This is a genomic window from Halomonas sp. 5021, from assembly GCF_036663435.1.
Lineage (GTDB): Bacteria > Pseudomonadota > Gammaproteobacteria > Pseudomonadales > Halomonadaceae > Vreelandella > Vreelandella janggokensis.
Map to the genome: position 1 here is coordinate 213,657 of NZ_JAXOVU010000003.1, position 25,340 is coordinate 238,996.

Annotated in this window: 24 protein-coding genes; 11 read left to right on the plus strand and 13 right to left on the minus strand. The window is 59.2% G+C overall.

Annotation, left to right across the window (positions count from 1 at the left end):
• Positions 1-99: 99 nt before the first annotated feature.
• The 5 genes from R3F64_RS07825 to R3F64_RS07845 all read right to left on the minus strand — a co-directional run bounded on the left by R3F64_RS07825 (position 100) and on the right by R3F64_RS07845 (position 4,767).
• A complete protein-coding gene (locus tag R3F64_RS07825; RefSeq protein WP_332610736.1) occupies positions 100-654 on the minus strand; it encodes a sigma-70 family RNA polymerase sigma factor in 555 nt (184 codons plus the stop codon).
• Positions 655-731: 77 nt separating this feature from the next.
• Positions 732-1,289: a carboxymuconolactone decarboxylase family protein gene (locus tag R3F64_RS07830; RefSeq protein WP_199283919.1), complete on the minus strand. Its 558-nt coding sequence runs from the start codon at positions 1,287-1,289 to the stop codon at positions 732-734.
• Between the two features lie 257 nt (positions 1,290-1,546).
• Entirely contained in the window at positions 1,547-2,095 is a 549-nt protein-coding gene (locus tag R3F64_RS07835; RefSeq protein ID WP_085917185.1) for a DinB family protein, read from the minus strand.
• A gap of 77 nt (positions 2,096-2,172) precedes the next feature.
• Positions 2,173-2,418: a hypothetical protein gene (locus R3F64_RS07840; RefSeq protein ID WP_085917186.1), complete on the minus strand. Its 246-nt coding sequence runs from the start codon at positions 2,416-2,418 to the stop codon at positions 2,173-2,175.
• Between the two features lie 57 nt (positions 2,419-2,475).
• Positions 2,476-4,767, minus strand: a complete 2,292-nt coding sequence (locus tag R3F64_RS07845) for a PqqD family peptide modification chaperone (RefSeq protein ID WP_199283918.1) — start codon at positions 4,765-4,767, stop codon at positions 2,476-2,478.
• A 253-nt stretch (positions 4,768-5,020) separates the two neighbouring features.
• Between R3F64_RS07845 and R3F64_RS07850 the strand changes: the two genes are divergently transcribed.
• The 3 genes from R3F64_RS07850 to R3F64_RS07860 all read left to right on the plus strand — a co-directional run bounded on the left by R3F64_RS07850 (position 5,021) and on the right by R3F64_RS07860 (position 7,634).
• The gene (locus R3F64_RS07850) at positions 5,021-5,992 is read left to right on the plus strand and encodes a sulfurtransferase (protein WP_199283917.1); all 972 of its coding nucleotides are present in this window, start codon (positions 5,021-5,023) and stop codon (positions 5,990-5,992) included.
• Between the two features lie 220 nt (positions 5,993-6,212).
• Positions 6,213-6,797: a TetR/AcrR family transcriptional regulator gene (locus R3F64_RS07855; RefSeq protein WP_176243602.1), complete on the plus strand. Its 585-nt coding sequence runs from the start codon at positions 6,213-6,215 to the stop codon at positions 6,795-6,797.
• Positions 6,798-6,854: 57 nt separating this feature from the next.
• Complete coding sequence (locus tag R3F64_RS07860; protein ID WP_085917190.1) at positions 6,855-7,634, plus strand: ZIP family metal transporter; 780 nt, start codon at positions 6,855-6,857, stop codon at positions 7,632-7,634.
• 12 nt (positions 7,635-7,646) lie between these two features.
• Here R3F64_RS07860 and R3F64_RS07865 read toward each other — a convergent pair whose 3' ends face one another.
• Positions 7,647-8,111, minus strand: a complete 465-nt coding sequence (locus tag R3F64_RS07865) for a MerR family transcriptional regulator (RefSeq protein WP_085917191.1) — start codon at positions 8,109-8,111, stop codon at positions 7,647-7,649.
• 68 nt (positions 8,112-8,179) lie between these two features.
• Here R3F64_RS07865 and R3F64_RS07870 point away from each other — a divergent pair, with 68 nt between their 5' ends.
• Positions 8,180-10,318 carry a heavy metal translocating P-type ATPase gene (locus tag R3F64_RS07870; protein WP_199283916.1) on the plus strand — a complete coding sequence of 713 codons (2,139 nt, stop codon included), beginning with the start codon at positions 8,180-8,182 and terminating at the stop codon, positions 10,316-10,318.
• A gap of 11 nt (positions 10,319-10,329) precedes the next feature.
• Here R3F64_RS07870 and R3F64_RS07875 read toward each other — a convergent pair whose 3' ends face one another.
• Positions 10,330-11,343, minus strand: a complete 1,014-nt coding sequence (locus R3F64_RS07875) for an isocitrate dehydrogenase (protein ID WP_199283915.1) — start codon at positions 11,341-11,343, stop codon at positions 10,330-10,332.
• Positions 11,344-11,909: 566 nt separating this feature from the next.
• Between R3F64_RS07875 and R3F64_RS07880 the strand changes: the two genes are divergently transcribed.
• The 4 genes from R3F64_RS07880 (at position 11,910) to R3F64_RS07895 (ending at position 16,650) form a co-directional block, all read left to right on the plus strand.
• A complete protein-coding gene (locus R3F64_RS07880) occupies positions 11,910-13,400 on the plus strand; it encodes a SulP family inorganic anion transporter (protein ID WP_199283914.1) in 1,491 nt (496 codons plus the stop codon).
• Positions 13,401-13,435: 35 nt separating this feature from the next.
• Positions 13,436-14,296 (plus strand): universal stress protein, encoded by an 861-nt coding sequence (locus R3F64_RS07885; protein WP_085917287.1) that lies wholly within the window; start codon positions 13,436-13,438, stop codon positions 14,294-14,296.
• Between the two features lie 156 nt (positions 14,297-14,452).
• Positions 14,453-15,613: a cyclopropane fatty acyl phospholipid synthase gene (gene cfa / locus R3F64_RS07890; protein WP_085917195.1), complete on the plus strand. Its 1,161-nt coding sequence runs from the start codon at positions 14,453-14,455 to the stop codon at positions 15,611-15,613.
• A gap of 65 nt (positions 15,614-15,678) precedes the next feature.
• On the plus strand, positions 15,679-16,650 hold the full coding sequence (locus tag R3F64_RS07895) for an arsenic resistance protein (protein WP_085917196.1): 972 nt from the start codon (positions 15,679-15,681) through the stop codon (positions 16,648-16,650).
• 22 nt (positions 16,651-16,672) lie between these two features.
• Here R3F64_RS07895 and crcB read toward each other — a convergent pair whose 3' ends face one another.
• Together crcB and R3F64_RS07905 are read right to left on the minus strand one after the other, a co-directional pair.
• Positions 16,673-17,056 (minus strand): fluoride efflux transporter CrcB, encoded by a 384-nt coding sequence (gene crcB, locus R3F64_RS07900; RefSeq protein ID WP_199283912.1) that lies wholly within the window; start codon positions 17,054-17,056, stop codon positions 16,673-16,675.
• On the minus strand, positions 17,053-17,442 hold the full coding sequence (locus R3F64_RS07905; RefSeq protein ID WP_233337267.1) for a fluoride efflux transporter FluC: 390 nt from the start codon (positions 17,440-17,442) through the stop codon (positions 17,053-17,055). The genes crcB and R3F64_RS07905 overlap by 4 nt, the downstream gene beginning before the upstream one ends.
• 149 nt (positions 17,443-17,591) lie before the next feature.
• Between R3F64_RS07905 and R3F64_RS07910 the strand changes: the two genes are divergently transcribed.
• On the plus strand, positions 17,592-18,446 hold the full coding sequence (locus R3F64_RS07910; RefSeq protein ID WP_085917198.1) for a universal stress protein: 855 nt from the start codon (positions 17,592-17,594) through the stop codon (positions 18,444-18,446).
• Here the strand turns inward: R3F64_RS07910 and R3F64_RS07915 are convergent.
• Positions 18,443-19,636 carry an MFS transporter gene (locus tag R3F64_RS07915; RefSeq protein WP_199283911.1) on the minus strand — a complete coding sequence of 398 codons (1,194 nt, stop codon included), beginning with the start codon at positions 19,634-19,636 and terminating at the stop codon, positions 18,443-18,445. The genes R3F64_RS07910 and R3F64_RS07915 overlap by 4 nt on opposite strands.
• Positions 19,637-19,727: 91 nt before the next feature.
• On the opposite strand from R3F64_RS07915, the gene R3F64_RS07920 reads away from it, so the two are divergent.
• Together R3F64_RS07920 and R3F64_RS07925 are read left to right on the plus strand one after the other, a co-directional pair.
• Positions 19,728-20,069 (plus strand): TraR/DksA family transcriptional regulator, encoded by a 342-nt coding sequence (locus R3F64_RS07920; protein ID WP_085917200.1) that lies wholly within the window; start codon positions 19,728-19,730, stop codon positions 20,067-20,069.
• 38 nt (positions 20,070-20,107) lie between these two features.
• Positions 20,108-20,467, plus strand: coding sequence for a RidA family protein (locus R3F64_RS07925; RefSeq protein WP_085917201.1), 360 nt, complete (start codon positions 20,108-20,110; stop codon positions 20,465-20,467).
• Between the two features lie 5 nt (positions 20,468-20,472).
• Here R3F64_RS07925 and R3F64_RS07930 read toward each other — a convergent pair whose 3' ends face one another.
• Genes R3F64_RS07930 through R3F64_RS07940 form a run of 3 tightly spaced genes read right to left on the minus strand, consistent with a single transcriptional unit; the run spans position 20,473 to position 25,324 of the window.
• Positions 20,473-21,333 carry a MurR/RpiR family transcriptional regulator gene (locus tag R3F64_RS07930; protein ID WP_085917202.1) on the minus strand — a complete coding sequence of 287 codons (861 nt, stop codon included), beginning with the start codon at positions 21,331-21,333 and terminating at the stop codon, positions 20,473-20,475.
• Positions 21,333-23,090 (minus strand): putative bifunctional diguanylate cyclase/phosphodiesterase, encoded by a 1,758-nt coding sequence (locus tag R3F64_RS07935; protein ID WP_332610745.1) that lies wholly within the window; start codon positions 23,088-23,090, stop codon positions 21,333-21,335. The genes R3F64_RS07930 and R3F64_RS07935 overlap by 1 nt, the downstream gene beginning before the upstream one ends.
• A complete protein-coding gene (locus R3F64_RS07940) occupies positions 23,087-25,324 on the minus strand; it encodes a hybrid sensor histidine kinase/response regulator (RefSeq protein WP_332610747.1) in 2,238 nt (745 codons plus the stop codon). The genes R3F64_RS07935 and R3F64_RS07940 overlap by 4 nt, the downstream gene beginning before the upstream one ends.
• Between the last annotated feature and the right edge of the window lie 16 nt (positions 25,325-25,340).

Here is a 25,340-nt window from a genome sequence, read left to right on the forward strand (position 1 = left end):
AGCCTTCAAAAGCCATCAAGCCGTGCTTTACAGGTCTTAGTGGGCAAGAGACGTAAAACTTTACAGCGGATCGCATATTTTGAGGGGGAGGGGGAAGCGTTAGGCTAACCAGCCTTTTTCAACACAGTGGCGTAACTTTAGCCTAGCTCGATGCAATATGACCCAGCAATTGGTCTCTGTTATGTCCAGTATCTGGCATATTTCCTGCGTTGAAAGCTCCATGAGTTCACGCATCGTGAAAACGCGAGCCGTGTTTTCCGGCAGTGCTATGAGGCAGGCATCCAGTACTTTCCAAAATGCCGTGTTTTCTAGTATCTGATCTGGGTCGCCCCATGGCGTTGGACGATTCGCTGCCCGCCAGCGTCCGTTGTCCTGAAAGAGGCTTTCCAGTGCATCGTCCTCACTCTGATCATCATTTTGCCACGCGACATAGCGGTCTTGCTGGCGGAATCTTTCGAGAATCTTGTTTTTGATGATGCCGAAGACCCAGGTCTCGAACGCGGAACGCCCGGCAAAGGTATCGTGCTTTTCCAGTGCGGTGACCAGCGTGTCCTGCACGGTATCCTCAGCTGCGGCGTTATCGCGAAGCTGTAAGCGAGCGAAGGCGACGAGCTTGGGTCGCAGCGCCGCAATATGTTCATCGGGTGAGCGCATGGCGGTTGTCACGTTAGTCCTCACCGACAAGATCTGATAGCAGAAAAGTGTTCATGCTCATACTCGCCTCTGATCCCTTATGACGTGGGGGCTTCCCACGCAAGCGGCCTGAGCTCTTCGTTGAGCGGTGTGCCGGCAAGGTGGTTAGTGTAGTTCGAGAGTGTTTTTAGCGCGCAGGCAATGACCAACTCGAGCACCTGCTGATGGGTGAAACCTGCTTCAAGGAAGGCATCCAGCTCGGCTTGCTCGGCCCAGCCACGCTGAGCATTCAAGTGGCGTGCAAAACGCGTCACGGCGGCCAGTTTGGCATCGTTGGGTGTCTTGCGGTCGCGCAGATCCTTGACGATCTCGTCGTCGGCGCCGGCTTGTTTAATGCCACCGGTATGGGCGGCGACGCAGAATGCACAGTGGTTATCGGCGCTGATGGCGAGCAGGGCCGCTTGCTGTTCCACCGGGCTCAGGCTGGTCTTGGCATAGATGCCGTCAAGGGTCATATAGGCGTCGAGAAGCGTCGGCGCCTCGGCCATCTTGGCAAAGATATTCGGCAGGAAGCCCATTTTCTTTTCGGCGGCTTTCAGGTTTGCCTGCGCGGCTTCGGGGGCGCTATCGGCGGTGTGTAAGGGGAAATCGGCCATGTCGCTCTCTTTGGGTTGATAAAAAACGGTTGCTGCAGTATCGCTGCATTGTACTCATTGATTATGGAACAATTGGTTCAGAATTGACAACAGGCGCGATGAGGGTTCTGTCATGTATCTTTCGTTGAGCGTTGGTGGCCGGAATCTTTATTACCACGCAAAGGCAATCGTGTAGTGTTCCACTGGAATTGAACAGGGATCGAGTAGGTGATGTGGCGAATGGAAACGCGCTTGGAAGTGGGGTGGCGCGTAGATTCTCAAGAGCCTGAATGCTGTAGCTCCCAGTAACGTAGCGTCGATGGATGAACGCCGAAGTGCTCGGGTAGCGCGATGCCCAGCTGTTCGCAGAGCAGGCCCAGCAGCGCCATATGGTGAATGCTGTGGCTGGTTAAAAATGCCAGCTCCCGGCCCAGGCTGGTGGGCAGTGCTACCGAATCGTCAACGTCACCCTCAACCGGATAGCTCAGCGTTAGGGCGGCATCGTGTTGCATGGTCGCTAATGCCTTGAGCCCCGCCTGAAGCGCTTCAGTCCGGTCACTCGCATAGCCAGGCTGGGTTTCCAGCGCCGCTTCCCGCGGGCGATTTTCATAGTCAAAGATCGCCTGGGTAGATGTCGTCGCGCAGGCATCCAGCAGGGTTTGGTAGTGCTCAAGGATATGGCGAACGTGCTTGCCCAGCGACTGAGTCCCCTTGGCGCCGAGCGAGCGCTGGTAATCGTGTGCCGAAACGCGGCCCAGCAGTTGGGCGAGCTGCGCGAGGGTTTGCACATTTTCGTCAATCAGTGGCGACAGTGGTGATGTCGACATGGTCGTTAGCCTCCCGGTGAAGTGTGCCGGTGCGGACACCGGCACAGAAGCAGTTATCTTGGTGGGCAAGGCCGGTGTTAGCCGGCTTCGGCACCGCCTTCGCCTTCTCCTTCACCTTCCATTTCTTCCTCGCCTTCGCCCTCAGCGCCACCTTCTGCCAGCATCATGGGCGCTTCCTGCATCGAGGTGAATCCGTCGGTGGGCTCGTCGGCCTGGGCCTGAAAGGCCAGACCACCTGCGACCAGCGCAAGGGCGGGGGCGGTATAGCCGAACCGACGGCTAAGGCGGCTCAGTAAACGACGTTTAGCTTCGTGTTGAGACATGAGGCTTCTCCTTTTGGTGTGACAAGCAAATGCGCCAGATGGCGCGACTTCCTGCCGCTATACCGCGGCGTGGGAAGAGGGTGAAAGCGGTGTCCGGTCAAGCCACTGGCCGACGGCCTCGACCTGCGTGCTGGCCAGCCGCGCACAATGCGCGCCCTGAGTCATGTGCTGCAGCGCGGTCAAGGCGTCAGGGCTTAAGCCTTGTGGGTGTTCTGCGGTTTCCAGGGTCGCGGGGAGCAAAGCGCCGAGTAACTCGAGCGATGACGGCGCCTCCGGGCTGTCGCTCGGGTCGGCATCAAGCCATAACAGCCCAACGCAAGGGCCGCGTTCCTGAAACAGGAATCCGGCATCCCCAAGCGGTACATTAAGCGGTTCCAGGGTATCCGGTGTGGCCAGTGAGAGGCGTGCCCCGCGCGTCAGGGCAAGGGCGTTCCGTTCCGCCACAGCCTTCAGCGTGCCCATCGCCTGGGCAGGCTCCTGGTCGGGCACCACGCAGACGACATGCCCCTCCGGCCGACTCAGCAGGACGACGTCGAGCACCAACTGCCCGTCACCGGTAGCGTGGGACAAGCAGTGCTGGGTGAGGGCAGGGACGATGTCGTCGAGGTGCAGGCGGGAGCGAATCACGCGGCTGTCGCTGGTCAGGCAGTAACCGTTGGCGCTTTCCAGTATATGCAGCGACGTGTCAGGGGCGTTGCCGTCGGCGTCCAGCAGCGGCGCCAGTGTCTCGGCAATGCGTGTTGCCACGGGGCCTTGTGGCGCGCTGATCGACCAGCAGCGCTGATCAAAAAACAACGTACCGCGCCAGGTGGCGGGATGCTCGCGAGCGGGTGACGCCGTGTCGGGCACTGAAGTGTCGCGATCCCCGGGCGCCAGCAGCCCATGTTGCCACCATAGCGAGAGCGTCGCCCAGAGGTCGCTGGCCAGGGTGTCGGCATCGACCTGCCCGCCGCTAGCCGCCTGGAGCTGCTCTAGCACGCTCTCGATCGGCGCGCCTTCGCTGACCAGCAGCCAGATAAGCGCCGCGCTGTCGTTGAGCTGAAAGTAGCGACCGCTGGGGTGGTGGTAAAGCGCCAGACGATCGTCATCGATAAGCTCGCTGACGTCCTGGCCGTGGAAAGACAGGCTCAGCGGGGCGAGTTCGGTCGCCAGCCGGTAATCGGCAAGGCTGGGTAGCCCGACAAAGGGCAGGTGGCGATGGGCGTCCCGGGTCGGGTAGAGCGGCACGAAGCCACCCGCCCGTTCGCGCTCGGCCGCCAGCGCCGCGGCATCGAAGGTGGCCGTCTCCCGGGGTGGCTGAGCAAGCCCGGTCAGGGCAATCATGTCCTCCACCAGCCCGGTTTTGACGGCCTCTTCGACCACGCCGCCATGTTCGGGCTTGGCGCAGGTGCCCAGTGAGGGGCTCAGGTTGCACTCCAGAATCCATGGCTTTAGCTGGTCGTCGACCAGGCAGTCCAGGCCGATCAGCTCGTAGCAGCCCCGCGGGTCGGCGCCGTCTTCCCGGGAGCGGGCGCGCATCGCCTCGACGCCGGACAGCGCGGTCAGCGTGGCCAGATCCTGCAGCTGGCTAAACAGCGCCTGGTCGTCGTGGCCCTGCTCGCGAAGCCAGTGGCGATAGCGGTCAAGGTCGATAAACTCCACCGGAATCTCGGCGTCCAGGTTGAGCGCGTTGATGTCGGGGTTGGTCAGCTGGCTAAAGGGATTGTCGATGTCATCCGGGCTCCACGGCGCCGAGGCCAGCTTGGCAAAGCCCTGGTCGTAGAGATACACGCGTAGCGGGTCAATGCTGGCAATCAGCATATAAAGGCGCAGCACGTACTTGTGGCCACGGATGGTGTGCGGGTTGGCAATATACTCCTGCACCAGCCAGTTGGGTTCCAGCGGTGCGCTGGTCGGATCGCGCAACACCTGAACCCCTTGGCCCTTGGACGCATTGGTCGGCTTCAAGATCCAGCGCTTGTCGGGATGCGCGGCGGCGTCCTCGACCAGCGCCGGGTAGTCGTGGGGCATTTCATAGGCGCGCGGGAAGAAATTCAGCCGTTCCGTGTTGGGATGCGCCTCCCCAAAGTGGCGCCGGGTGCGTTCGCGCAGCCCTCTCAACCCCGCATGCAGGCGGCTTTTGACCGTGAGCGCGGCGTTGCCGGGAATGTGGTTCATCACGCGGCTGGGAGACGTCGCCTTGAATGCCGCCCTGGGCGGCATGCCGGTAACCCAGGCTGCCTGCCACTGCGCGTCGTCGCCTTGCTGCCAGCCCTTGGCTTCCAGCGTCTGGCGAAAAAAAACATCCTGCTCGGCATGGCGTTTGCCGCTCAGCCAAAAGCGTGGCGGGGGAGTAGCGTGCGCGCTCATCCTGGGCTCCTCGTCGGGTCGTTACCAGTGAGTGGTCGATCAGCGCGATTGCTTACACAACATTTTCAGCGATTGTGAAAAGCAGACCCTGCACCGATGCCACGACCATTGGTATGTTTATCTATACGGTTATGCCAAAAAAGCATTTTGATAATGGTTTTATATCACCCACTATCATATTAATGTACCAATCGTTCTTTTGCCTGTTTTACTCAGGTCGATGAGCGTTGCTCGCGACCGCAATGGAGGTTTTATGTCCCGCTTACTATTGGGCCTGATCGGCGCCCTGGGGTTTTCCGTCCAGGCCCTAGCACTTGAAGAAACGCCGCTTGAAATGACGCCGCTGGTGGATGCCCAGTGGCTGAACGAACACCTTGATCAAGAGGAACTTGTGGTACTGGATGTGCGCTCGTCCATCGACGATGGTGGCGATGCCGAGAGCTTTGCCGAGGCGCGCATTCCGGGCAGCCGTTATTCAAGCTACACCGATGACGGCTGGCGCGAAACCCGCGACAGCGTTGCGGGCTTGATGCCCGAGGTGAGCGATCTGGAAACGCTGATTGGCGACCTGGGGATCGATAACGACAGCGCGGTGGTGATTGTGCCCGCCGGTACCGGCGCCACCGACTTCGGCAGTGCAGCGCGGGTGTATTGGACGCTTAAAGTCCTCGGCCACGACGAGGTTGCCATCCTCAACGGCGGCTTTGCGGGCTGGGAGCAGCAGGGTTTTGACGTGGCAAGCGGCGCGCCTGAGCCATACGATGCCGCCGAGTTCGACGCCACACTCCGTGAAGAGCTGATTGCGTCAACCGAGGACGTGGAAGCCGCCCGGGAAAGCCAGGCGCAGCTGGTCGACGCCCGGCCCGCCGACTATTTCGCCGGTGACAACCAATCCTCCGCGGCACGGGTCGCCGGTACGATTCCGGGCGCGCGGAGCCTGCCCCACCAGTCGCACCTGAACGACCAGAACGGCGCTTACTATCTGGACGTCGAGGGTCTGCAGTCGCGCATCAATGCCGTGGAACTGGATAGCAGTGAGCGCACGATTGCCTTCTGCAACACCGGTCACTGGGCTGCTACCGACTGGTTCGTGCTCAGCGAAGTCGCCGGGTTCGACAATATCGCCATGTATGACGGCTCGATGGCCGCCTGGACCCTCAGCGATTCCCGCCCGGTGCAGCTTGCCCGCGAAGGCATCAAGCAGGTCAGAGAACTGCTGAACTAAGCTTTCAACGCCCTCTGGACGCATCCCATCCCCGGTTCGGCCAGGCCGCGCCGGGGATGAGCGTTGCGGTTTCTTCGTTGGTGGCCTCGTGTCGCTTTTCCTCGCCCCGCGATCAATAGGGGCGCTGACTCCCCTAATGCCCCTGCGGCATGTTAGATTGATGTTCCAGATCGTGATTGCCCTGTTGAATAGTGGGCGACAGCTTCCAAGAGTGGTGACGATGACCATCGGCAGACCCCTACAGCATCAGCCTGAAGAAGCGCTAAAGGCCGCGGTTAACACCTTCTGGCGCTCCGGTTACTACCATACGTCCATGCGTGATCTGCTGGACGCCATGGCGCTGTCGCGCAGCAGCCTGTACCAGGCGTTCGGTAACAAAGAGGCGCTGTTCCTGTTAGCCCTGCAGAATTATCGCGAAGAGCTGTTGGCGTCGCTGGCAGAACAGTTGGACGCTGCCGATAGCGCCTGGTCGTTTATCGAGCAGCTTTTGCATTCAGCCGCTGATACCGACAGCCAACAGGCATCGCTCGGCTGTTTGCTGTTCAATTCTGCCACCGAACTGGGCGGAGAAGACTCGCTTCCGGCTCAGACTGCCCGGGACAGCGTGGCCAGCATCAATGCATTCTTCTCCGAGGTGATCAAACGCGCTCAGCGGGAAGGCAGCATAACTGATACGCGGGATCCGGACAGCGCCGCGCAATTCTTGACGCTGTCCATGTCCGGTTTGCGGCTGTTGATGAAGAGCGGGGCTTCTCAGCAACAGGCACGGCAAACGGTAAACTTTATTCTGCGCGGGCTGGGGTAGGCTAGACTAGACATAACCCCCGGCGCTGATTCTCTAGATACAAGGCCTGCTTGGCGCATGGAAAATACGTTTTTACTAGGTTTCTTGGGTAGCCTTGTGGCCGGGTCGTTGACAGCCGTCGGCGCACTACCGGTATTGCTGGGCAAAACGCCTGACCGCGGCTTTCGTGACCTGGCACTGGGGTTTGCCGCTGGCGTCATGCTGGCGGCGTCATTCTTTTCACTGATCATCCCGGCGCTGGACGCCGCCGAAATCTACTATGCGGGTGGCCCTGTGCCTGCCGCCATCGTCTGCGCGGCGATTCTGCTGGGCATGGGCGCGATTGCGCTGCTCAATGAGCGCCTGCCCCACGAGCATTTCCAGCAGGGCCGCGAAGGCCCCGAAGCTGCCTCGCTGCGGCGGGTCTGGCTGTTCGTGTTTGCCATTGCCATTCATAACCTGCCCGAGGGCATGGCGGTAGGCGTTGGATTCGGCGCCAACGGCCTGGAGGGCGGCATGCCGCTGGCGATCGGCATTGGCCTGCAAAACATACCGGAAGGGCTGGCCGTGGCGATTGCGCTCATGGGTGAGGGATATTCACGGGTTCGCTCGTGGACGATTGCTGCGCTCACTGGACTGATCGAGCCTATCGGCGGCCTGTTCGGCGCCAGCATTATCAGCGTCTCGCAGATATTACTGCCCTGGGGCATGGCTTTTGCCGCCGGGGCCATGCTCTACGTGATCAGCCATGAAATCATTCCCGAGACCCATCGCTGCGGTCACCAGAAGAAGGCGACCTTTGGTCTGGCCATCGGCCTGGTGATCATGCTGTTCCTCGACGTGTGGCTGGGGGCATGACGCGCCGCCGTATTAGCGTAGCGCCTCCGCGCCGCCATGGGCGGCATCGTGGCTGCACAGCCGGTGGTCGCTCAACACCTCGATAATCCGGCACTGAGCCACGCTGTCGCCGTCGCACTGGGCGACCGTCCGCTTCAGTTCGTCGCGCAGAACCATCAGCCGCTGAATGCGCGATTCCACCTCCGCCAGGTGCCGCCTTGCCAGGCTATCGACCTGCTCGCACGGCTGGCTCGGGTGATCGGCCATATCGAGTAACTCCCGCACGGCCTCCACCGAAAAACCAAAATCCCGCGCGTGTCGAATAAACATCAACCGCTGCACCGTAGCCTCGCTGTAGCGCCGCTGGTTGCCATCATTACGCGGGGCGGCGGGTAGCAGGCCGATCTTCTCGTAATAGCGCACGGTCTCCGGCTTGCAGTGGGTCCGGCTGGCGAGTTCGCCAATGCCGATAGCGGCATGGCTGGACGTGTTGGTCATGGCTTAAACCTCTAGTGACTACAGGTATTACGCTATTCCCACGATAGCCGAACGGGAAGGATGATGCCATGACCACTCGCCAGCAAGACACCCGCGACACCGCGCGTCTGAACGTCCAGGGCATGGACTGTGGCGGCTGTGAACGCAAGGTAGAGGCAGCGCTAGAAGGGTTGTCGCAGGTTGAAAAAGTCAGCGCCTCAAGCATGAGCGGTACGGTAAGCGTGACCGCTTATGCCGATCAGGCGCTGGACCATGACGCCCTGACACACACCCTGTCCAAGCTTGGCTATCCGGTGATTGACGCCTCACCATCCACGGCATCGACGCCGCGCTGGTGGGGAACGGCAAAAGGACGGCTGGTACTGATCAGTGGCGCACTGCTGGTAATGGCGTGGCTGTTGGCCTGGCGTCTGCCCGAAGTGGGTGCCTGGCCATTCATCTTGGCCACGCTGATCGGATGGGTGCCAATCGGGCAAGCCGCCTGGCGCTCACTGCGCATGGGCAATCCTCTGACCATTGAAATGCTGATGAGTATCGCGGCCCTGGGGGCTTTAACCATCGGGGCCGCCGCTGAAGCGGCCATGGTGGTGTTCTTGTTCGCGGTGGGTGAGCTGCTCGAAGGGGTGGCGGCCGGGCAGGCGCGGCGGCGCATCGCGGCGCTAGGCAATCTGACGCCGGCGACGGCGCGTCTACTTGAAGGGGAAGCCATCCGCGATGTAGCAGCTGATACGTTGACGCCCGGCCAGCGGGTATTGGTGCGCCCGGGGGACCGCGTGCCTTGCGATGGGCGTATTGTCGCAGGAACCTCCCAGCTCGATGAGTCGCCTATCAACGGCGAGTCGGTGCCCCGGCAGCGTGCCACCGGCGAGGATATCTGGGCGGGCACGGTCAATCTCAACGCGGCGTTAGAGGTGGAAGTCACTCGGGGGGCTGCTGACAATACCATTGCCCGGATTATTCACCTGGTCGAAGAAGCACAGGCCGCCAAAGCGCCAGTGGCGCGCTTTATCGACCGGTTTGCCCGCTGGTACATGCCATTGGTCGTCGGTGTGGCCGTGCTTGTCGCGGTGGTGCCGCCCTGGCTGACCGGGCTTGCCTGGTCCGAGTCGATCTATCGGGCGTTGGCACTTCTGTTGATTGCCTGTCCGTGTGCGCTGGTCATCTCGACGCCGGCGGCCATTGCCGCGGGGCTTTCAACCGCCGCGCGGCGTGGTCTTTTGATCAAGGGCGGTGCCGTGCTTGAACAGCTGGGCAAGCTCCAGCGCGTGGCGGTGGATAAAACCGGGACCCTGACCGCTGGTGCGCCCAGCGTGACCGATGTTGAAGCATGGACCGAGTCGAGCGAGGACGAGGTGGTCAGGTTGGCCGCCGCGCTGGAGCAGGACTCAAGCCACCCGGTTGCCCAGGCCATTGTGCAGCATGCAGAGCAGTTGGGGCTGTGGCTTGGCAGGGCATCCGAGGGGCAGGCTCAGGCCGGGCAGGGTGTCAGCGGTCGGTTCGAGGGCCGGCAGTTAACCCTCACAAGCCCGCGCCATTGGCAGGGGACCGAGACACAGTCAGCGCGAATTGCCGCGCTGGAAGCAGAGGGTAAAACGGTGGTCCTGTTGCTGGCTGAAAGCAAGGCACTTGGCGTGTTGGCACTGCGCGACGAACCCCGTGAGGATACGCCAGCCGCGATTGAGGCGCTCAAACGCCTGGGCGTCAGCGTGGTGATGCTCAGCGGCGATAACGCGCGCACGGTGGCCGCCATGGGTAAGCAGTTGGGTATTGAGGCCGAAGGCGAGCTGATGCCCGAGGACAAGGCCCAGCGGGTGCGGGACTGGCAGGCCCAGGGACTGGGGACCGTGGGTAAAGTGGGTGACGGTATTAACGATGCCCCGGCGCTTGCGGCCGCCGACGTGGGGATCGCCATGGGCGGTGGAACCGATGTGGCGTTGGAAACCGCCGATGCGGCCTTGCTGAAGAACCGTGTGATGGGGGTTGCCGAACTCATCGCGCTGTCCCGGGCGACACTGAACAACGTCAAGACCAACGTGGCGCTGGCGCTGGGCTTCAAGGCGTTGTTTCTGGTGTCGACCGTACTGGGCATCACCGGCATGTGGGTGGCAGTAATGGCTGACACCGGCGCTACCGTGTTGGTCACGCTTAATGCGATGCGCCTGTTGGGCTACCGGTTTCGCTCACCGGCCGTTACTGAGGGCCGGTGAGCGGTAGCTGCTTAATGACCGACGTAGTCGACCAGTGCGTCGGCAAAGGTATCGGTGGTGCCGGTGCCGCCCATGTCCGGGGTGACCATATCGCGGCGGTTTTCCAGCACGTCGCGAATCCCCTTGCGAATGGCGGTGGCTTTGTCGTCCATGTTCAGGTGGTCGAGCATCTGCGCCGCGGCCAGCAGCAGCGCACAGGGGTTGGCGATCTTCTTGCCTTCGATATCCGGCGCGGAGCCGTGCACAGCCTCGAAGATCGCCGCTTTTTCGCCGATGTTGGCGCCCGGTGCCAGGCCAAGCCCGCCGACCAGACCCGCACAAAGGTCTGACATGATGTCGCCAAACAGGTTGGTGGTCACCACGACGTCGAACTGATGCGGGTTCATGACCAGTTGCATGCAGGCGTTATCGACGATCATCTCCTGGAATTCGATGTCGGGATATTCCTCGGCGATTTCCCGGGCAACATCCAGGAAAAGCCCTGAGCTGGTCTTGATGATGTTGGCTTTATGCACGGCAGTGACTTTCTTGCGGCCGTTGCTTTTCGCCAATTCAAAGGCATAACGCACAATGCGCTCGGAGCCTTTACGGGTCACCTTGATGACTGACAGGGCGGTGTTGCCATCATCGATATATTCCTGGCCATCGGCGAGGTAAGCCCCTTCGGTGTTTTCCCGCACGGTGATCATGTCAATGTTGTCGTAGCGTGACTGAGTACCGGGAAAGCTGATGGCAGGGCGCACGTTGGCGTAAAGGTCGAAGTGACGGCGAAGCTGCACGTTGATCGAGGAGAAGCCTTTGCCAATCGGCGTGGTGAGCGGGCCCTTGAGCGCGATACCGTGTTTTTCGATGGCATCCAGCGATGCCTGAGGAATCAGCGTACCGTGTTTTTCCAGCGCGCCAAGTCCTGCATCGATAAATTCGTAATCCAAACCGCAATCCAGGGCATCCAGCACGCGAAGCGTGGCGTCCATGATTTCGGGGCCGATACCGTCGCCTTTGATCACTGCTATGGAATGGCTCATCTACTGCTCCTCTTCTCTCGGCGGGGGTGCCGCTTCAACGTGGAAAGTTGGGACTCGATCAGTCGATATATTGCGTTGCAATGGTACGCCAAAGTGATGGGCTTGGGCACCCTGCGGTCGTCGAACATGGTGCCTTCCTGACCGTTGTCAAAGAACGCCAACGGCGATGGCCGGGTGCAGCGTGGTAAAATTACTGTTAGAATCTTGCGCCTTCTGCTGCCGCCCTTATTTTCAGGGCAGGCATATAGACGAATCCGTGTAGATGACACAGTGACCTTGTTTATGACATTACCGGCATTTGCCACCTCAGGGCTGATGACTCCACCCTAGGCCTCCCTTCCTATTTTGCTTTGCATGACGCCTTCACCCGGCTGTCATCGCCTGGCGGTATATTGCATATCGCCTTTGCTATGTCCTGGCGTCACCGGACGTCAATCTCTCAAGCACTCAAGCACTCAAGCACTCAAGCACCGTCTTGTATGACCCAAGCGCTTTACGCGCCGCTGTCGGGCGTTTTACGCCACAGGCTTGCGGCCTGTCGTTAACCCTTAACTATGGACCCCCGCATGTACGAAAAATTTAAACAGTCTTGGCTTTCGAACCTCAAGGGCGACACCCTGGCGGGTATCGTGGTGGCACTCGCCCTGATTCCCGAGGCGATCGCGTTCTCCATCATTGCGGGGGTCGACCCCAAGGTCGGGCTTTACGCCTCCTTCGCCATCTGTGTGATCATCGCCTTCACCGGCGGCCGCTCCGGCATGATCTCGGCTGCCACCGGGGCCATGGCGCTATTGATGATCACCCTGGTCAAGGAGCACGGGCTCGAGTATCTGCTGGCCGCCACGCTGTTGACCGGCGTGCTGCAGATTATCGCCGGCTACCTGAAGCTTGCCGACCTGATGCGCTTTGTCTCGCGCTCGGTGGTCACGGGGTTCGTGAATGCCTTGGCGATTCTGATTTTCATGGCCCAGCTGCCCGAGCTGACCGACGTTACCTGGCACGTTTACGCCATGACGGCGGCAGGGCTGGCGATCATCTACGGCTTTCCCTATGTGCCCGCTATCGGCAGGATGATTCCCTCGCCGCTGGTGTGCATTGTGGTACTAACCGCGGTTTATATGATGACCGGCATGGAAATCCGCAGTGTGGGTGATATGGGTGAGCTACCCGATAGCCTGCCGATTTTCCTGTGGCCAGATGTGCCGCTAAATCTTGATACCCTGATGATCATCCTGCCGTATTCGCTGATGCTGACGATTGTTGGCCTGCTGGAATCAATGATGACCGCGACGATCATCGATGATTTGACCGATACCAAGAGCGATAAAAATCGTGAGTGTAAAGGCCAGGGCATTGCCAACATCGGTTCGGGCCTGATCGGCGGCATGGCGGGCTGTGCGATGATCGGCCAGTCGGTGATCAACGTAAAATCCGGCGGCCGTCGACGCACCTCGACCCTGATTGCCGGCATTGCGCTGCTGTTGATGGTGGTGTTCCTCGCCGACTGGGTCTCCCAGATCCCCATGGCGGCGCTGGTCGCGGTCATGATCATGGTGTCGGTGGGTACCTTCAGTTGGGAGTCGATTCGCGACCTCAAGAAACACCCCATGAGCACCAATATTGTGATGGTGGCGACCGTGGCGGTCACCGTCGGCACTCACAACCTGGCGATTGGTGTCTTCGTGGGCGTTCTGCTGGCGGCGATGTTCTTCGCCAACAAGGTCGGCAACATCATGTACATCGGCTCGACGGAAGTCGCGCCAGGTAGCGAGCGCGAATACCAGGTCGTGGGCCAGGTGTTTTTTGCCTCCTCCGAGCGCTTTATCGAAGCGTTTGATTTCAAGGAAAGCATCGACAAGGTCACCATCAATCTATCGCGGGCTCACTTCTGGGATATCACCGCCGTACAGGCGCTGGACCGGGTGGTGATCAAGTTCCGCCGTGAAGGCACCGAGGTTGAGCTGATCGGCCTCAACGAGGCGAGCGCCACCGTGGTGGATCGTTACGCCGTACATGACGACCCCGTGGCGGTAGAAAAACTCATGGGCGGCCACTAATCAGCAAGGAGTGCACAATGTCTGATCAATTCTCAATGTCCGGTCAGGTACTGGCCGCCATCGACGGCTCATCGTTTTCAGAAAGCGTCTGCGATTACGCCGCCTGGGCCAGCCAGGCGCTGAACGCGCCGCTGGTATTCGTCCACGTGGTGGACAACCATCCGCAAACCAGCGAGGACGCCAACCTGTCGGGGAGTCTGCGCCTCGGCGCGCGGGAAAAGCTCATGGAAGAGCTTTCCGATCTTGATGAACAGCGGGCCAAGGTCAACCGTGAGCAGGGCAAGCTGATGCTCGAGGCGGCCAAGGCGCGTGCCGCTGAAGACGGCATCGCCGACCCGGCCACCCGCCAGCGCAACGGCACCCTGGTGGAAACCCTGGTAGAGCTTGAAAACGATGTGCGTCTGCTGGTCGTGGGCAAGCGCGGCGAAACCGCCGACCAGGCCAGCGGCCATCTGGGTTCCAACCTTGAACGCGTGGTGCGCGAAATGCACCGGCCGATTCTGATGGTGCCGCGAGGCGGTTTCAAAACCCCGGCAAAGGTCATGATGGCGTTCGACGGCAGCAAGACGGCGCGGAAGGGCATTGAAATGCTCGCCAAGAGCCCGCTGTTCAGCGGTATTGCCTGCCATGTGGTCATCGTCGGCGCCGATACCGGCGAAAACAGCTCGCAGCTCGAGTGGGCGCTTTCCACCCTGCGCGAGGCCGGCCACGAAGCCGAAGGGGCGATTCGCGCCGGTGAAGTGGAAACAACACTTCATGCCTACGCAAAGGACAATGACATCGACATGATGGTCATGGGGGCCTATGGCCATTCGCGCATACGCCACCTGTTGGTGGGCAGCACGACCACCGACATGCTGCGCAAGAGCACCATACCCGTGTTGATATTGCGTTAAGCTCCCCGAAACCGGCCCTCGTACAGTGAGTGTGCCGGTTTTTTTTTATCATTGTGGGTGGTGTGACTATTAAGGCACTTCACCTAATGTCGACGTTGGTTCTATGCTTAACTGAGGTGTTACTAATTCACTCACGGGATAGGCGGGGGTGTTACCTTGAACTTACCAATATTGGAGAAAAAAAGTGAGGTGTTCGACGAGCGTTCACCTTCCCATCGGTTCGTTGCCGACCTGCTCAAGCAAGCCGATATTGAAATCAATGGCCAGAGGTCCTGGGATATTCAACTGAAAGCCCCTGGCGTTATCGATAGCGCCCTTTCGCGAGGCAACCTGGGGTTTGGCGAAAGTTATATGCAAGGCGACTGGGAGGTTGAGTCGCTGGATCAATTCTTTTATCGCCTGATGCGTGCTCAGCTTCATCAGCGGATCAAGCCCACGCAACTGATTTATCATTCCCTGCGTGCCAGGTTGATCAATCGGCAAAGTGCCAAACGTGCCTGGGAAGTGGGCGAAAAACATTACGACCTGGGTAACGAGTTTTACGCGGGCATGCTCGACAAGCGTATGACCTATACCTGCGGGTACTGGAAAGATGCCACCAATCTGGACGATGCTCAGGAGGCCAAACTCGACCTGATCTGTCGTAAGTTGAATCTGGAGCCCGGCATGCGGGTGCTCGATATTGGCTGCGGCTGGGGCAGTTTCATGGCCTACGCCGCCGAGCATTATGGCGTCGAATGTGTTGGCCTGACCATCTCCAGAGAGCAGGCAGAGTTTGGCCAGCGCCTGATGAAAAACGGATTGCCGGTGGAGTTCCGTCTGCGGGACTACCGCGATGAAACCGAGACGTTTGACCGTATCGTCAGTATTGGCATGTTTGAACACGTGGGGCATAAAAACTATCGCGAGTTCATGGAGGTGGCGCATCGTTGCCTGAAAGACGACGGCCTCTTCCTGCTTCACACCATTGGTAAAAATCTGCGCGCCACGGCCTGCGATCCCTGGATCGACAAGTATATTTTTCCCAATGGTGAGTTGCCGGTCATGGGCCAGGTCACCGATGCGGCAGAAGGGCTATTTGTCGTTGAAGATGTACATAATTTCGGCGCTGACTACGACAAGACCCTGATGGCCTGGCACGCCAATTTCGAAACCAACTGGCCAAACTTCCGCTACCGTTTTGATGAGACCTTCTACCGCATGTGGCGTTATTACCTGCTGAGCTGTGCGGCTGCTTTCCGTGCGCGGGAAATCCAGCTTTGGCAGTTCGTGCTGAGCAAGAAAGGCGTGGTGGGCGGTTATGAGCGCGTGAGCTAATCATCGTTTAGGCACGACCAACGCCCCTGAGAGGGACATTTTTCTCTGGATCCGACACTACCTTGATGCGCGAAACCCTGGAAAAGTATCAAGTCTGGCTTTATCTCGTTGCCATCCTTGCCGGTATTGGTTTGGGGGCGCGTTGGGAAGTGATTCAGGCATGGAACGTTGCCCTCTGGCCACTGCTTGGCTTGTTGCTGTATGCGACCTTTACTCAAGTACCGCTGCTACATATCCCGCAAGCATTCAAAGACCGACGCTTTATGAGCGCGTTGGCGCTAGGTAACTTTATTGTCATGCCGCTGGTGGTGTGGGGGTTGGCCACGCTGTTTGGGTTGAAAGGTGCTGTGCTGCTCGGCGTCCTGCTGGTGTTGTTGGTGCCCTGCACCGACTGGTTTATCAGCTTTACCCATCTTGGGCAGGGGGATAGTGCCAAGGCAATTGCCGCGACGCCGGTACTGCTCTTGCTGCAGATAACGCTGCTGCCGCTTTATGTCACGTTAATGATGGGCGAGCAGCTTGTCAGTGACCATCTGCTGAGCGAATTATTACCTGCCTTTTGGGGACTGATCGTAACGCCGTTGCTACTTGCCTGGCTGACCGAAACAGGCGCCGCGCAATCTGCTGTACTCAAGCGAGGCGTTGAGGTGATGGGCTGGCTACCCGTGCCTTTGCTGACAGCAGTGGTGTTCTTGATTGCGGCCTCGCAAGTGCACTTGATTATTGAGTCGCAGGAGATGCTGGGTCAAATCGCCGTGCTTTTTGTGCTCTATCTGCTGGTTGCAGCCCTGGTCGGCAAGACGCTCCACATGCTGTTTCGCCTTCCCACGGCTTCTGGCCGGACGCTGGTTTTCAGCCTCGGTACCCGCAATTCCTTTGTGGTACTTCCGTTGGCGATTGCGCTGCCCGATATCTGGGCAGCATCGGTGGTGGTCATTGTCCTGCAGTCACTGGTCGAATTGCTGGGCATGGTGACGTATCTCGCCTGGGTGCCGCGGCTGGTAAAACACTCACCGGCCGATACGAGAGAATATTAGGTAGGTGTCAGGAGTGGGTGGCTTAACCACTATTGGCCCAGCGTTGTCCTGCCCAGACTGCCGCCAACCATAAAGGCAGGCTGACAGCGATATAAGCCAACGCCAGGATGGGTTGGGTCTGGGCAAGTGAAACGACTTCCAAGCTGAATAGAGAAAAGGTGGTGAACCCGCCGCAAAAGCCCGCCACCCAAAAGGGCTGCCAGCGTTTGCGTTGTGCATCGGGTGCCCGGGCAATGCGCCCGGCAAGCCAGCCGATCAGCCCTGAGCCGACAACATTGACCAGAAGCGTCCCCCAGGGAAAGGAGCTACCCAGGGTGCCTGTCATCGACAACGAGATGACGTAACGCAGCGCGCTGCCCAGCCCGCTGCCGATGCCAACCGCGGCATAGGTGGCAAGCGTCTTCATAGGCCCCCTCCCGCTAACCATGCACCTAACCCCAGCGCCGCAACGCCGAGTGTCAGCGTGCTGGTGATATTGGCGAGTGCCTTGCCTCCCATGCCGCTTTCCCACAGGCCCAGGGTCTGCAAGCTGAAGGATGAGACCGTCGTGAAGCCGCCCAGTAGCCCAACGGCGACAAACAGCCACGCATCACCGAATGGTGGGCTGCCCTGATTGAGGGTGCTCGCCACCCAGCCAAGGGCAAAAGCGCCCAGCAGGTTAACGGCCAGGGTGCCCCAAGGAAATGCGATGCCTAGCCATTTGGCAAACAGGTTCGAGGTGGCCACGCGGGCCATGCCACCGAAAGCCCCGCCAACTGCCACCAGCATAATGCTACCCCAGCTAATACCCAAGATACGTCCCCTTGCAAATTCGCCCCAGCGGTCATCAAGCTTATCATGTTGAGATGTCGGGGCAGGCGCTGTTGCCGGTCAATAAGTTCGTGTAAAAAGGTAGGCCACAACAATAATGTTTATTGCACCTGCTTGAGTGAGGTTGATCAATGTCTGATCGAGTATTGGCGGCTATCGACAGTTCCCAGTTTTCCGAAGGGGTATGCGACTACGCTGCCTGGGCTGCCAAGGCGCTTGATGCGCCTCTCGCGTTTATTCATGTAGTGGATAACCACCCACAAATCTCCGAGCCTGACCTGACCGGCAATCTGGGGCTGGGCACCCGCGAGCATCTACTGGAAAAGCTATCCGACGTCGAAGAACAGCGTGCCAAGCTGGCGCGTGAGCAAGGCAGGCTGGTGCTGGAGGATGCCAGGCAGCGAGCCTTGAAAGCGGGTGTCGAAGCGCTAGATGCCATGCAGCGCAACGGTACCTTGGTGGAAACCCTGGTCGAGCAGGAAAAGAGTGTACGCCTACTGGTGGTGGGTAAGCGTGGTGAAACCGCTCACCAGGCCAGCGGCCATATAGGTTCAAACCTGGAGCGCGTGGTGCGCGAAGTGCACCGCCCTATCCTGATGGTGCCCAGAACATTTACCCATCCCGAAAACGTCATGATGGCCTTCGATGGCAGCAACACAGCGCGCAAAGGCGTTGAAATGCTGGCCAAGAGCCCGTTGTTTAACGGTGCGACCTGCCACGTTGTCATCGTCGGCGCGGAAACCGCCGAGCACCGTTCACAGCTGGAGTGGGCGCTGACGAGCCTGACGAGTGCGGGACATACGGCCGAAGGCGCGATTCGAGCGGGTGATGTCGAAGAGACGCTGCGCGCCTACAAAGAGGAACATGGCATCGATATGCTGGTCATGGGCGCCTACGGCCATTCGCGCATTCGCCATTTGCTGGTTGGCAGCACCACCACCGCGATGCTGAGGAAGGCCCAATTGCCGGTGCTGATTCTGCGCTAGGGGCTGGCCGCTTGGTTGGCTATTTGCAAAACGCGTTGGGCAAGACACCAGGCGGCGACGATAAACGCCAGCATCGTGGCAAGGATGGCCGGAAACGCCATGCCAGCGCTGAGCGCGAGTCCGATGGCGGCTGGGGCGATACCCGTGGAAAATACCATGGCGGCGCTGAGCGCGGAGCGTACGCGTCCCAGGTGCTCGATGCCCCACAGCTTGATCAGCAGGCCCGAGGCAATCAGCTCTTGAGCGCCCATGGCCAAACCGCCTCCCACCATCAACGCCCAAACGCTTGCGTTCCCTCCGGCCAGTGTGGCGAATAGCATCGCCGCCGCATAAGGAATCAAGTACACGCGGGCTAGACGCACCGGGCCAATTTTGTCGATCCAGCGGCCGCCCAACAGTGCGCCAGGAAGCTTGGCGACCCCCATGCCGGTAAGGGCCAGCGCATAGACGCTCAGCGAGCTGTCCAGGGCATCGGTCAGCTGCGCCTGGTAAATGAATAGCCCTGTCATGGTGATCGGCAGCGACATGAGCAGCGGCAATAACGCCCAGAAGCGAGGCTCGTAAAAGGGTCGCGGCCCGGTGGTGTCACGTTTCTGGGGTTTTTGGCCCGGGGCGTTGGACCAGGGGGCACGCTGCAGCAGCCATAACCAAGGCAGGGCCAGCAGGGCACAAAGCAACCACCAGAAGGACTGCCAGCTTAGCCATAGCAGTGTCGCCGCGACGAGCGGTGGAAGCAGCGCTTCGCCAAGTGGAATGCCCAAGCTTGCAAGCCCCATTGCGCGGCCCCGCTGGGTGGTGAACTCCCGGGCAGCGAGGGTGTTGCCCAGGTGGGTCAACATGCCCTGCCCGCATAATCGCACCAGGCCCAGGCCGAGAACGCCAAGCCACCACCAGGGGGAAAGGGTGAGCAGGGCAACGCCCGTCACCAGGGCGAACAGCACGGTAATCGCGAATCGGCGTGGGGATATCCAGTCGATGGAAGGACCGTAATACAGCATTACAAACCCTGAAACGAGCGTCACGACGGTGTAGGCGGTACCGAACTGGCCCGCGCTGAACTGCCAATGGTCAGCCAGCGGTGCCTGAAAAAGCCCGACAAAAAAACTTTGCCCAAGGCTTGAACTGAACATTGCCAAAAAGGCGATACTTAACACACTACGGTGGTCGCGCAGCAGGGTACGATAGCCCATGATGCAGTATCCTTTGCGAAACAAGCGGGCGAAGGGGCGCTCGTAAAAGGTTAATTCTCCAAGTATAACAGCAGATCCTAAGGAGGCGGCGATGAACCATCCCGATGTAGACGTGGAGGCCATGAAGGCCCGTTTAATCACCCTGCGCGAAACGCTGATCGACGAAAGTGCTGGCAGTGCCGGGGCTCGGGATACGGTGACGCTGGATCAAACCTCGGTAGGTCGACTGTCGCGTATGGACGCCCTTCAGGGGCAGGCCATGGCCAAGGCCGAAGAGCAGCGTCGCCAGCAAAACGTGACGCGTATCGCGGGCGCACTACAGCGCCTCGAACAGGGTGTCTTCGGTGAATGTATCAAATGCGGCGAGTGGATTAACATTAAGCGTCTGGAAAGCGACCCGCTGGTGCTCAAGTGCATCGGCTGTGCCGAATAGGCCGAATGACAACGGATTCAACGATAACGAGGAACCCCATGACAATTGAACGCCACGACACCAAAGCCCGCATGAGCCGTGCGGTCATCCATCAGGGTGTGGCCCACCTATGTGGCCAGGTTGCCGGGCCAGAGGCGCGTTACGACGATATCACGGCACAAACCGAAAGCATGCTGGCGCGGGTGGATGACCTGTTGAGCGAGATTGGCTCGTCGCGTGAACAGCTGCTGACCGCCACGATCTACCTCAAGGACGGTAGCGATTTCGCGGCGATGAATGCCGTTTGGGATGCCTGGGTGCCGGAAGGCCATGCGCCGGCACGCACCTGTGTATGTGCACCGATGCCTGCCGACGAGCTGAGGGTCGAGATTACCGTTTGCGCTGCTGTGACCGATTAAACGCCCTAGGTGTTTTTGGGAACAGGGAAGCGTGTTTCCCGTAGGCTGTCCTTGATCTTTTTGAGGTGCGGCAGGAAATCCTCGCCGCGCCTGAGCGTCACACCGGTGGCCAGCGCATCGATCAGCGTCAGTTGAATCACGCGTGACGTCATGGGCATGTAATGGTCAGTGTCTTCCGGTGTCGCGACTTCAAGGGTGGCGGTGCATTCCTGGGAAAGCGGTGAATCCGGCGCTGTGATGCCCAGCACCACAGCGCCCGCTTCGCGGGCGACGCGAGCAATGTCGACCAGTTCACGGGTACGCCCGGTATAGGAAATGATCACTACCACATCGCCTGTATGGCAGGCAGCGGCAACCATGCGTTGCATCAGCACATCGATGTGCACCATGACCGGCAGGTTGAAGCGGAAGAACTTGTGTTGGGCATCCTGCGCCACCGCACCGGAGGCCCCAAGGCCGAAAAAGTGGATCTGCTTGGCCTGGGTCAGGTAATCCACCATGCGTTCCACGGCGCCCATGTCGACTTCACGTTGGGCTTCATCCAGTGCGGCAATGGTGGCGCCAAAGATTTTCTGGGTGTACTGGGTGGCGGAATCGCCAGGCTCGACTGCCCGGGTCACGTAGGGGGTGCCGCCCGCGAGGCTCTGGGCAAGTTTGATCTTGAAATCGGGATAGCCCTTGGCGCCAAAGTTGCGGCAGAAGCGGTTCACCGTCGGCTCGCTGACGCTTGCCGCCTGTGCCAGGCTGGCAATGCTCAGGCTGGTGGCGGCCGCAGGATCATCGATAATCACGTTGGCGACCTTACGCTCCGAGCGGTTGAGATCTTCCAGGCGTTGGCGTATCCGGTCGAGCAAGTCGTGAGCCATTAAACGGTCTCCGTGGAGGTTGGTGGCAAGTGCGGCTGCCAATTATCGCACCAGGCGAGGAACTCGCTGGCCGGTAATGGCCGCGAGAAATAATAGCCTTGAGCAGTTTCACAGCCAATGCCCCGTAAGTACATGGCCTGATACGCGGTTTCAATGCCTTCCGCGACAACATCACTGCCCACGCTATGCGCCAGTTGGGCAATGGTGCGCGCCAGTTGGCGTTCTACGTCGCTTTCCTCCAAGTCCATAACAAAGGCGCGGTCAATCTTCAGCGTTGAAAAAGGCAGCGTCTTGATATACGCCAACGACGAGTGGCCGGTGCCAAAATCATCGATGGCCACGGCGATATTGGCCTGGGTAAACTGCTCAAGCTGTTGCCGTGCGTTCTGCATATCGCTCATTAAACCGGATTCAGTGACCTCAATGGCGAAGAAGTGCGCGGGGATTTGGTGGTCTTCCAACTGACGCAAGACGCTTTCGGCGAAATCCTTGCGCGCCAGCTGCCGGGCGGCTACGTTCACCGCAATGTGAAAGTCATTGCTGAACACGTTTTTCTGTCGCCAGTCGGCGATCGTCCTCATGGCCTCTTCCAGAACCCACTCGCCAATCGAAAAGATATCTCCGCTGGCTTCAGCCAGAGGAATGAACATGCCTGGTGATATGTGTCCCAGGTCGGGATGGTGCCAACGTAATAATGCTTCGGCACCGATAATACGCTGATCACTCAGGCGCAGCTTGGGCTGGAAGACAAGCGACATTTCACCGCGTTCGGTGGCGCCACGCAAGGCTTGCAGAACGTGTAGCCGATGGCGCTGCTGGGCCTCGAGCGTTTCGCTATAGCACTGAACGGCTCTGCCGTTCTTCTGTGGTAGCGCCAAGGTCGCCATATGGACTAACCGCTCAATATCAAATGCACCGCGGGCTTGGCTAATGCCGACTCTTGCTCCTAGTGGCAGCAGCAAATCGTCAACCTGCTGGTCGGTTTCGAACGTTTCCATCAGGTGATGGGCCAGCGACAGAAGCTTACGCTTGTCATCAGTGGCGCTAATCACCAACAGCTCGCTGCCACCCCATAAGCCGAGTGTGTGGGAGTCGCTCAGGCGCTCACCCAGGCGCTGTACAATATGGCTCATTAGCCTTTCGGCAATCCGGTACCCATGCAGTCGAATGACATCATCAAAGCGGTCTAAGGCAATAAACAATAGCCCAGTGGCATCGTTGTGCGTTGCCGCTTCGCTGAGGGCTTGAGTAAGGCCGCGCCGATTGGGTAAACGCGTAATGGGGTCGGTGCATGATTGAAGGTAAAGCGCCTGAGTGCGTTCATTGACTATGCGTTCCAGAGTGTCGGCCTGTCGGTCGCGGACGTGGTAGCGATGCTCGACGTTCAGCACGTTGAGAATGCGTTGCAGCACCTCGTCATGCTTGAAAGGCTTGGTAACAAAGTCGCGCACGCCAAGCGCCAGCGCGCGCTGTCTGGTTTCGTCGTCAATCTGGGCCGTGAGGATGACAATCGGCGGCGTCTGCTCGCCAAGGTGCGCGTTGAGCTGCTCGATAACCGCGTAGCCATCCAGGTAAGGCATGCGAATGTCCAGCAATAACAGATCAGGTAGTGACCGCTGGCAATAGGCGAGCACATGGCGGGAATCGCTGATGCCATGAGTGTTGTGAAAACCCTGGTTTTCGAGCAAGTCGAGCATTAGCTCAATGTTGACAGTGTTATCGTCAACGACCAGTACGTGTTTGGAATAGAATGTCATGGCTCCTGCCTGATGGGCGCTCCCAGCAACGGGTTAAGCGTGTCAGTAAACTGTTTAATGTCGATTGGTTTGGTTAAATAGGCATCAAACCCTGCTCTGAGACCCTTTTTTATGTCGCTGGGCAGCGCATTGGCCGAAAGGGCAATGACGCGCACATCGCGATAGAGGGGAGTCGTACGCAGCTTGATCAACGCGTCATAGCCACTGATGCCGGGTAGGTGCAAGTCCATTATCACCACAGCGGGAATGTCGTAACGCATCATTTCCAGGCCGATCTCAGCACTTGATGCGGTGCGAAGCGTCACGCCCTCCATGGCGTCGACAATATCTTCCATCAGGTGTTGGTTGGCAGGATTGTCTTCGATGTACAGCAGTGTTTGCTGGTTTGCAGTCTCTGGCAGGTGTTGTCGGTCAGCGCCTTCGGGGCGCTCAGTGGCGGGGGAGGTCGACACTGGCAACGTGAACCAGAACGTCGTCCCATGGCCTGGCTGGCTGTCGACGCCAATCTCTCCATGCATGCGTTCCACTAGCTTCCGGGTAATGGACAATCCTATACCGGTTCCTTCCACATGGCTTTCTTCAGCATCAAGGCGGTTAAACGGTTCGAACAGCTCGTTCAACCGGTCGGTCTGGATGCCGGGGCCCGTGTCGCTGATGCTGAGCTTGGCGACATCTTTCTGATGCTGCGCAAGGATATCGATACGCCCGTTGGCCACGTTGTACTTGATCGCGTTGGACAGCAGGTTGAGAAGTATTTGCTTGGTACGTGTGTAGTCGGCACTGATCTTCAAGTCGGTATCAGGTAATGAACAGGTCAAGGTGATACCGGCGGCCTCGGCGTTAGCCTCGAGGGTGCTACAGGCATCCTCGAGGATGCTGTTCAACGAAATGGCTTCAATGGAAAGCGACAGTTGGCCCGCTTCGACTTTGGCCAAGTCCAGTACGTCGTTTATCAAACTAAGCAGATGGTGGCCGCTCTTTTCGATCTGGTTGACTTGGCGTTTTTGTTTGTCATTCAGAGGTGCGCGGGGGTTGTGGCCGAGTACTTGGGCAAAGCCGATAATCGCGTTGAGCGGCGTGCGCAGTTCATGGCTCATCGATGATAAAAATTCGCTCTTGGCCTGGTTGGCACGCTCGGCTTGATCGCGGGTATTGGCTAAATCCTGCATGACCTGCTCGCGCTCAGCCATCTGGCGGTAAAGGTTGATCAGTAGCACGCAGGTGTCGGTGAAGGGCTGAAGCCAGTCCAGCAGATGCTGGTCCAGCTGCTGACGGCTGTTGGCGATGGCAAACATGCCGATGAGTTGGCCGCTATTGAAAATAGGCACGCCCAGGTAGTTTCCAAACTGCACCTGGCCCAGCGGGAACTCGCTGCGCTGGGTATGCTCATTAACATCGTTGTCGATGACCACCTCACCCCGGGCAAAGACCCTACCCAACAGCGAGTTGGGGTTCTTGAGCACCATGTCGCCGCTGAGCAGTTGCTCTATGTGATGACGCGATTCGGAACTCCACAAAGGGCCTTTAATGGCATTAAGCTTCAGCGCATTGCTGATATCGCCGGGTAGTACCTCGCCAATCAAGGTGTATTCGCTGTCGGTGAGCTCGCTCAGGGCTTCCGTTAAAAAGGTCCACAGCTGCTCGCCGGACATGAGCGCCTGATAGTCGGTGATGCCGTGGTGGAGAACTTTGAGCAGTTGCTGCTCTTTATGCATCCGGTTGGCTGTCTGGGTGAGTTCAACCTGCAGCTTGTGGTGGCGAAACAGTTCTTCAACCTGACCCGCTAAACGACCCAGTAGCTTCAAGTCACGTTCGCTGAATGGGCGCGGTTGGTAGTCGATAATGCATAAAGTGCCAACGGCCATGCCATTGAGGGGCCGTATCGGGAAGCCTGCGTAAAAGCGGAAATGCGGCGGGCTTGTGACCAATGGATTGCCGGCAAAGCGCTCGTCTTCAAGGGTGTCTTCAACGATGAGCGGTCCATCTTGGGCGATGGCGTGGTCGCAGAAAGAAATGCTCCGGTCCGTTTCAGACATCTCAATTCCTTGGTGCGATTTAAACCACTGCCGTTCTTGATCGATGAGCGATACCAAGGCAACAGGCACATCGAATAGGTCACGGGTCAGTTGTGTCAAGCGTTCAAACGCCCTGTCACTGGGGGTGTCGAGGACACGAAGCGCATGCACCGCGTCCAGGCGCTGAGGCTCGTTATCGAGGGTTGGTGGTGCTGGCATCCTTGCTCCGTGGGAA

Excerpts from the sequence above, each read along its gene's own strand:
- R3F64_RS07825 (WP_332610736.1), bottom strand. The coding sequence starts at position 654 with ATGCGCTCACCCGATGAACATATTGCGGCGCTGCGACCCAAGCTCGTC.
- R3F64_RS07830 (WP_199283919.1), bottom strand. The coding sequence starts at position 1,289 with ATGGCCGATTTCCCCTTACACACCGCCGATAGCGCCCCCGAAGCCGCG.
- R3F64_RS07835 (WP_085917185.1), bottom strand. The coding sequence starts at position 2,095 with ATGTCGACATCACCACTGTCGCCACTGATTGACGAAAATGTGCAAACC.
- R3F64_RS07840 (WP_085917186.1), bottom strand. The coding sequence starts at position 2,418 with ATGTCTCAACACGAAGCTAAACGTCGTTTACTGAGCCGCCTTAGCCGT.
- R3F64_RS07845 (WP_199283918.1), bottom strand. The coding sequence starts at position 4,767 with ATGAGCGCGCACGCTACTCCCCCGCCACGCTTTTGGCTGAGCGGCAAA.
- R3F64_RS07850 (WP_199283917.1), top strand. The coding sequence starts at position 5,021 with ATGTCCCGCTTACTATTGGGCCTGATCGGCGCCCTGGGGTTTTCCGTC.
- R3F64_RS07855 (WP_176243602.1), top strand. The coding sequence starts at position 6,213 with ATGACCATCGGCAGACCCCTACAGCATCAGCCTGAAGAAGCGCTAAAG.
- R3F64_RS07860 (WP_085917190.1), top strand. The coding sequence starts at position 6,855 with ATGGAAAATACGTTTTTACTAGGTTTCTTGGGTAGCCTTGTGGCCGGG.
- R3F64_RS07865 (WP_085917191.1), bottom strand. The coding sequence starts at position 8,111 with ATGACCAACACGTCCAGCCATGCCGCTATCGGCATTGGCGAACTCGCC.
- R3F64_RS07870 (WP_199283916.1), top strand. The coding sequence starts at position 8,180 with ATGACCACTCGCCAGCAAGACACCCGCGACACCGCGCGTCTGAACGTC.
- R3F64_RS07875 (WP_199283915.1), bottom strand. The coding sequence starts at position 11,343 with ATGAGCCATTCCATAGCAGTGATCAAAGGCGACGGTATCGGCCCCGAA.
- R3F64_RS07880 (WP_199283914.1), top strand. The coding sequence starts at position 11,910 with ATGTACGAAAAATTTAAACAGTCTTGGCTTTCGAACCTCAAGGGCGAC.
- R3F64_RS07885 (WP_085917287.1), top strand. The coding sequence starts at position 13,436 with ATGTCCGGTCAGGTACTGGCCGCCATCGACGGCTCATCGTTTTCAGAA.
- R3F64_RS07895 (WP_085917196.1), top strand. The coding sequence starts at position 15,679 with ATGCGCGAAACCCTGGAAAAGTATCAAGTCTGGCTTTATCTCGTTGCC.
- crcB (WP_199283912.1), bottom strand. The coding sequence starts at position 17,056 with ATGAAGACGCTTGCCACCTATGCCGCGGTTGGCATCGGCAGCGGGCTG.
- R3F64_RS07910 (WP_085917198.1), top strand. The coding sequence starts at position 17,592 with ATGTCTGATCGAGTATTGGCGGCTATCGACAGTTCCCAGTTTTCCGAA.
- R3F64_RS07915 (WP_199283911.1), bottom strand. The coding sequence starts at position 19,636 with ATGGGCTATCGTACCCTGCTGCGCGACCACCGTAGTGTGTTAAGTATC.
- R3F64_RS07920 (WP_085917200.1), top strand. The coding sequence starts at position 19,728 with ATGAACCATCCCGATGTAGACGTGGAGGCCATGAAGGCCCGTTTAATC.
- R3F64_RS07925 (WP_085917201.1), top strand. The coding sequence starts at position 20,108 with ATGACAATTGAACGCCACGACACCAAAGCCCGCATGAGCCGTGCGGTC.
- R3F64_RS07930 (WP_085917202.1), bottom strand. The coding sequence starts at position 21,333 with ATGGCTCACGACTTGCTCGACCGGATACGCCAACGCCTGGAAGATCTC.
- R3F64_RS07935 (WP_332610745.1), bottom strand. The coding sequence starts at position 23,090 with ATGACATTCTATTCCAAACACGTACTGGTCGTTGACGATAACACTGTC.
- R3F64_RS07940 (WP_332610747.1), bottom strand. The coding sequence starts at position 25,324 with ATGCCAGCACCACCAACCCTCGATAACGAGCCTCAGCGCCTGGACGCG.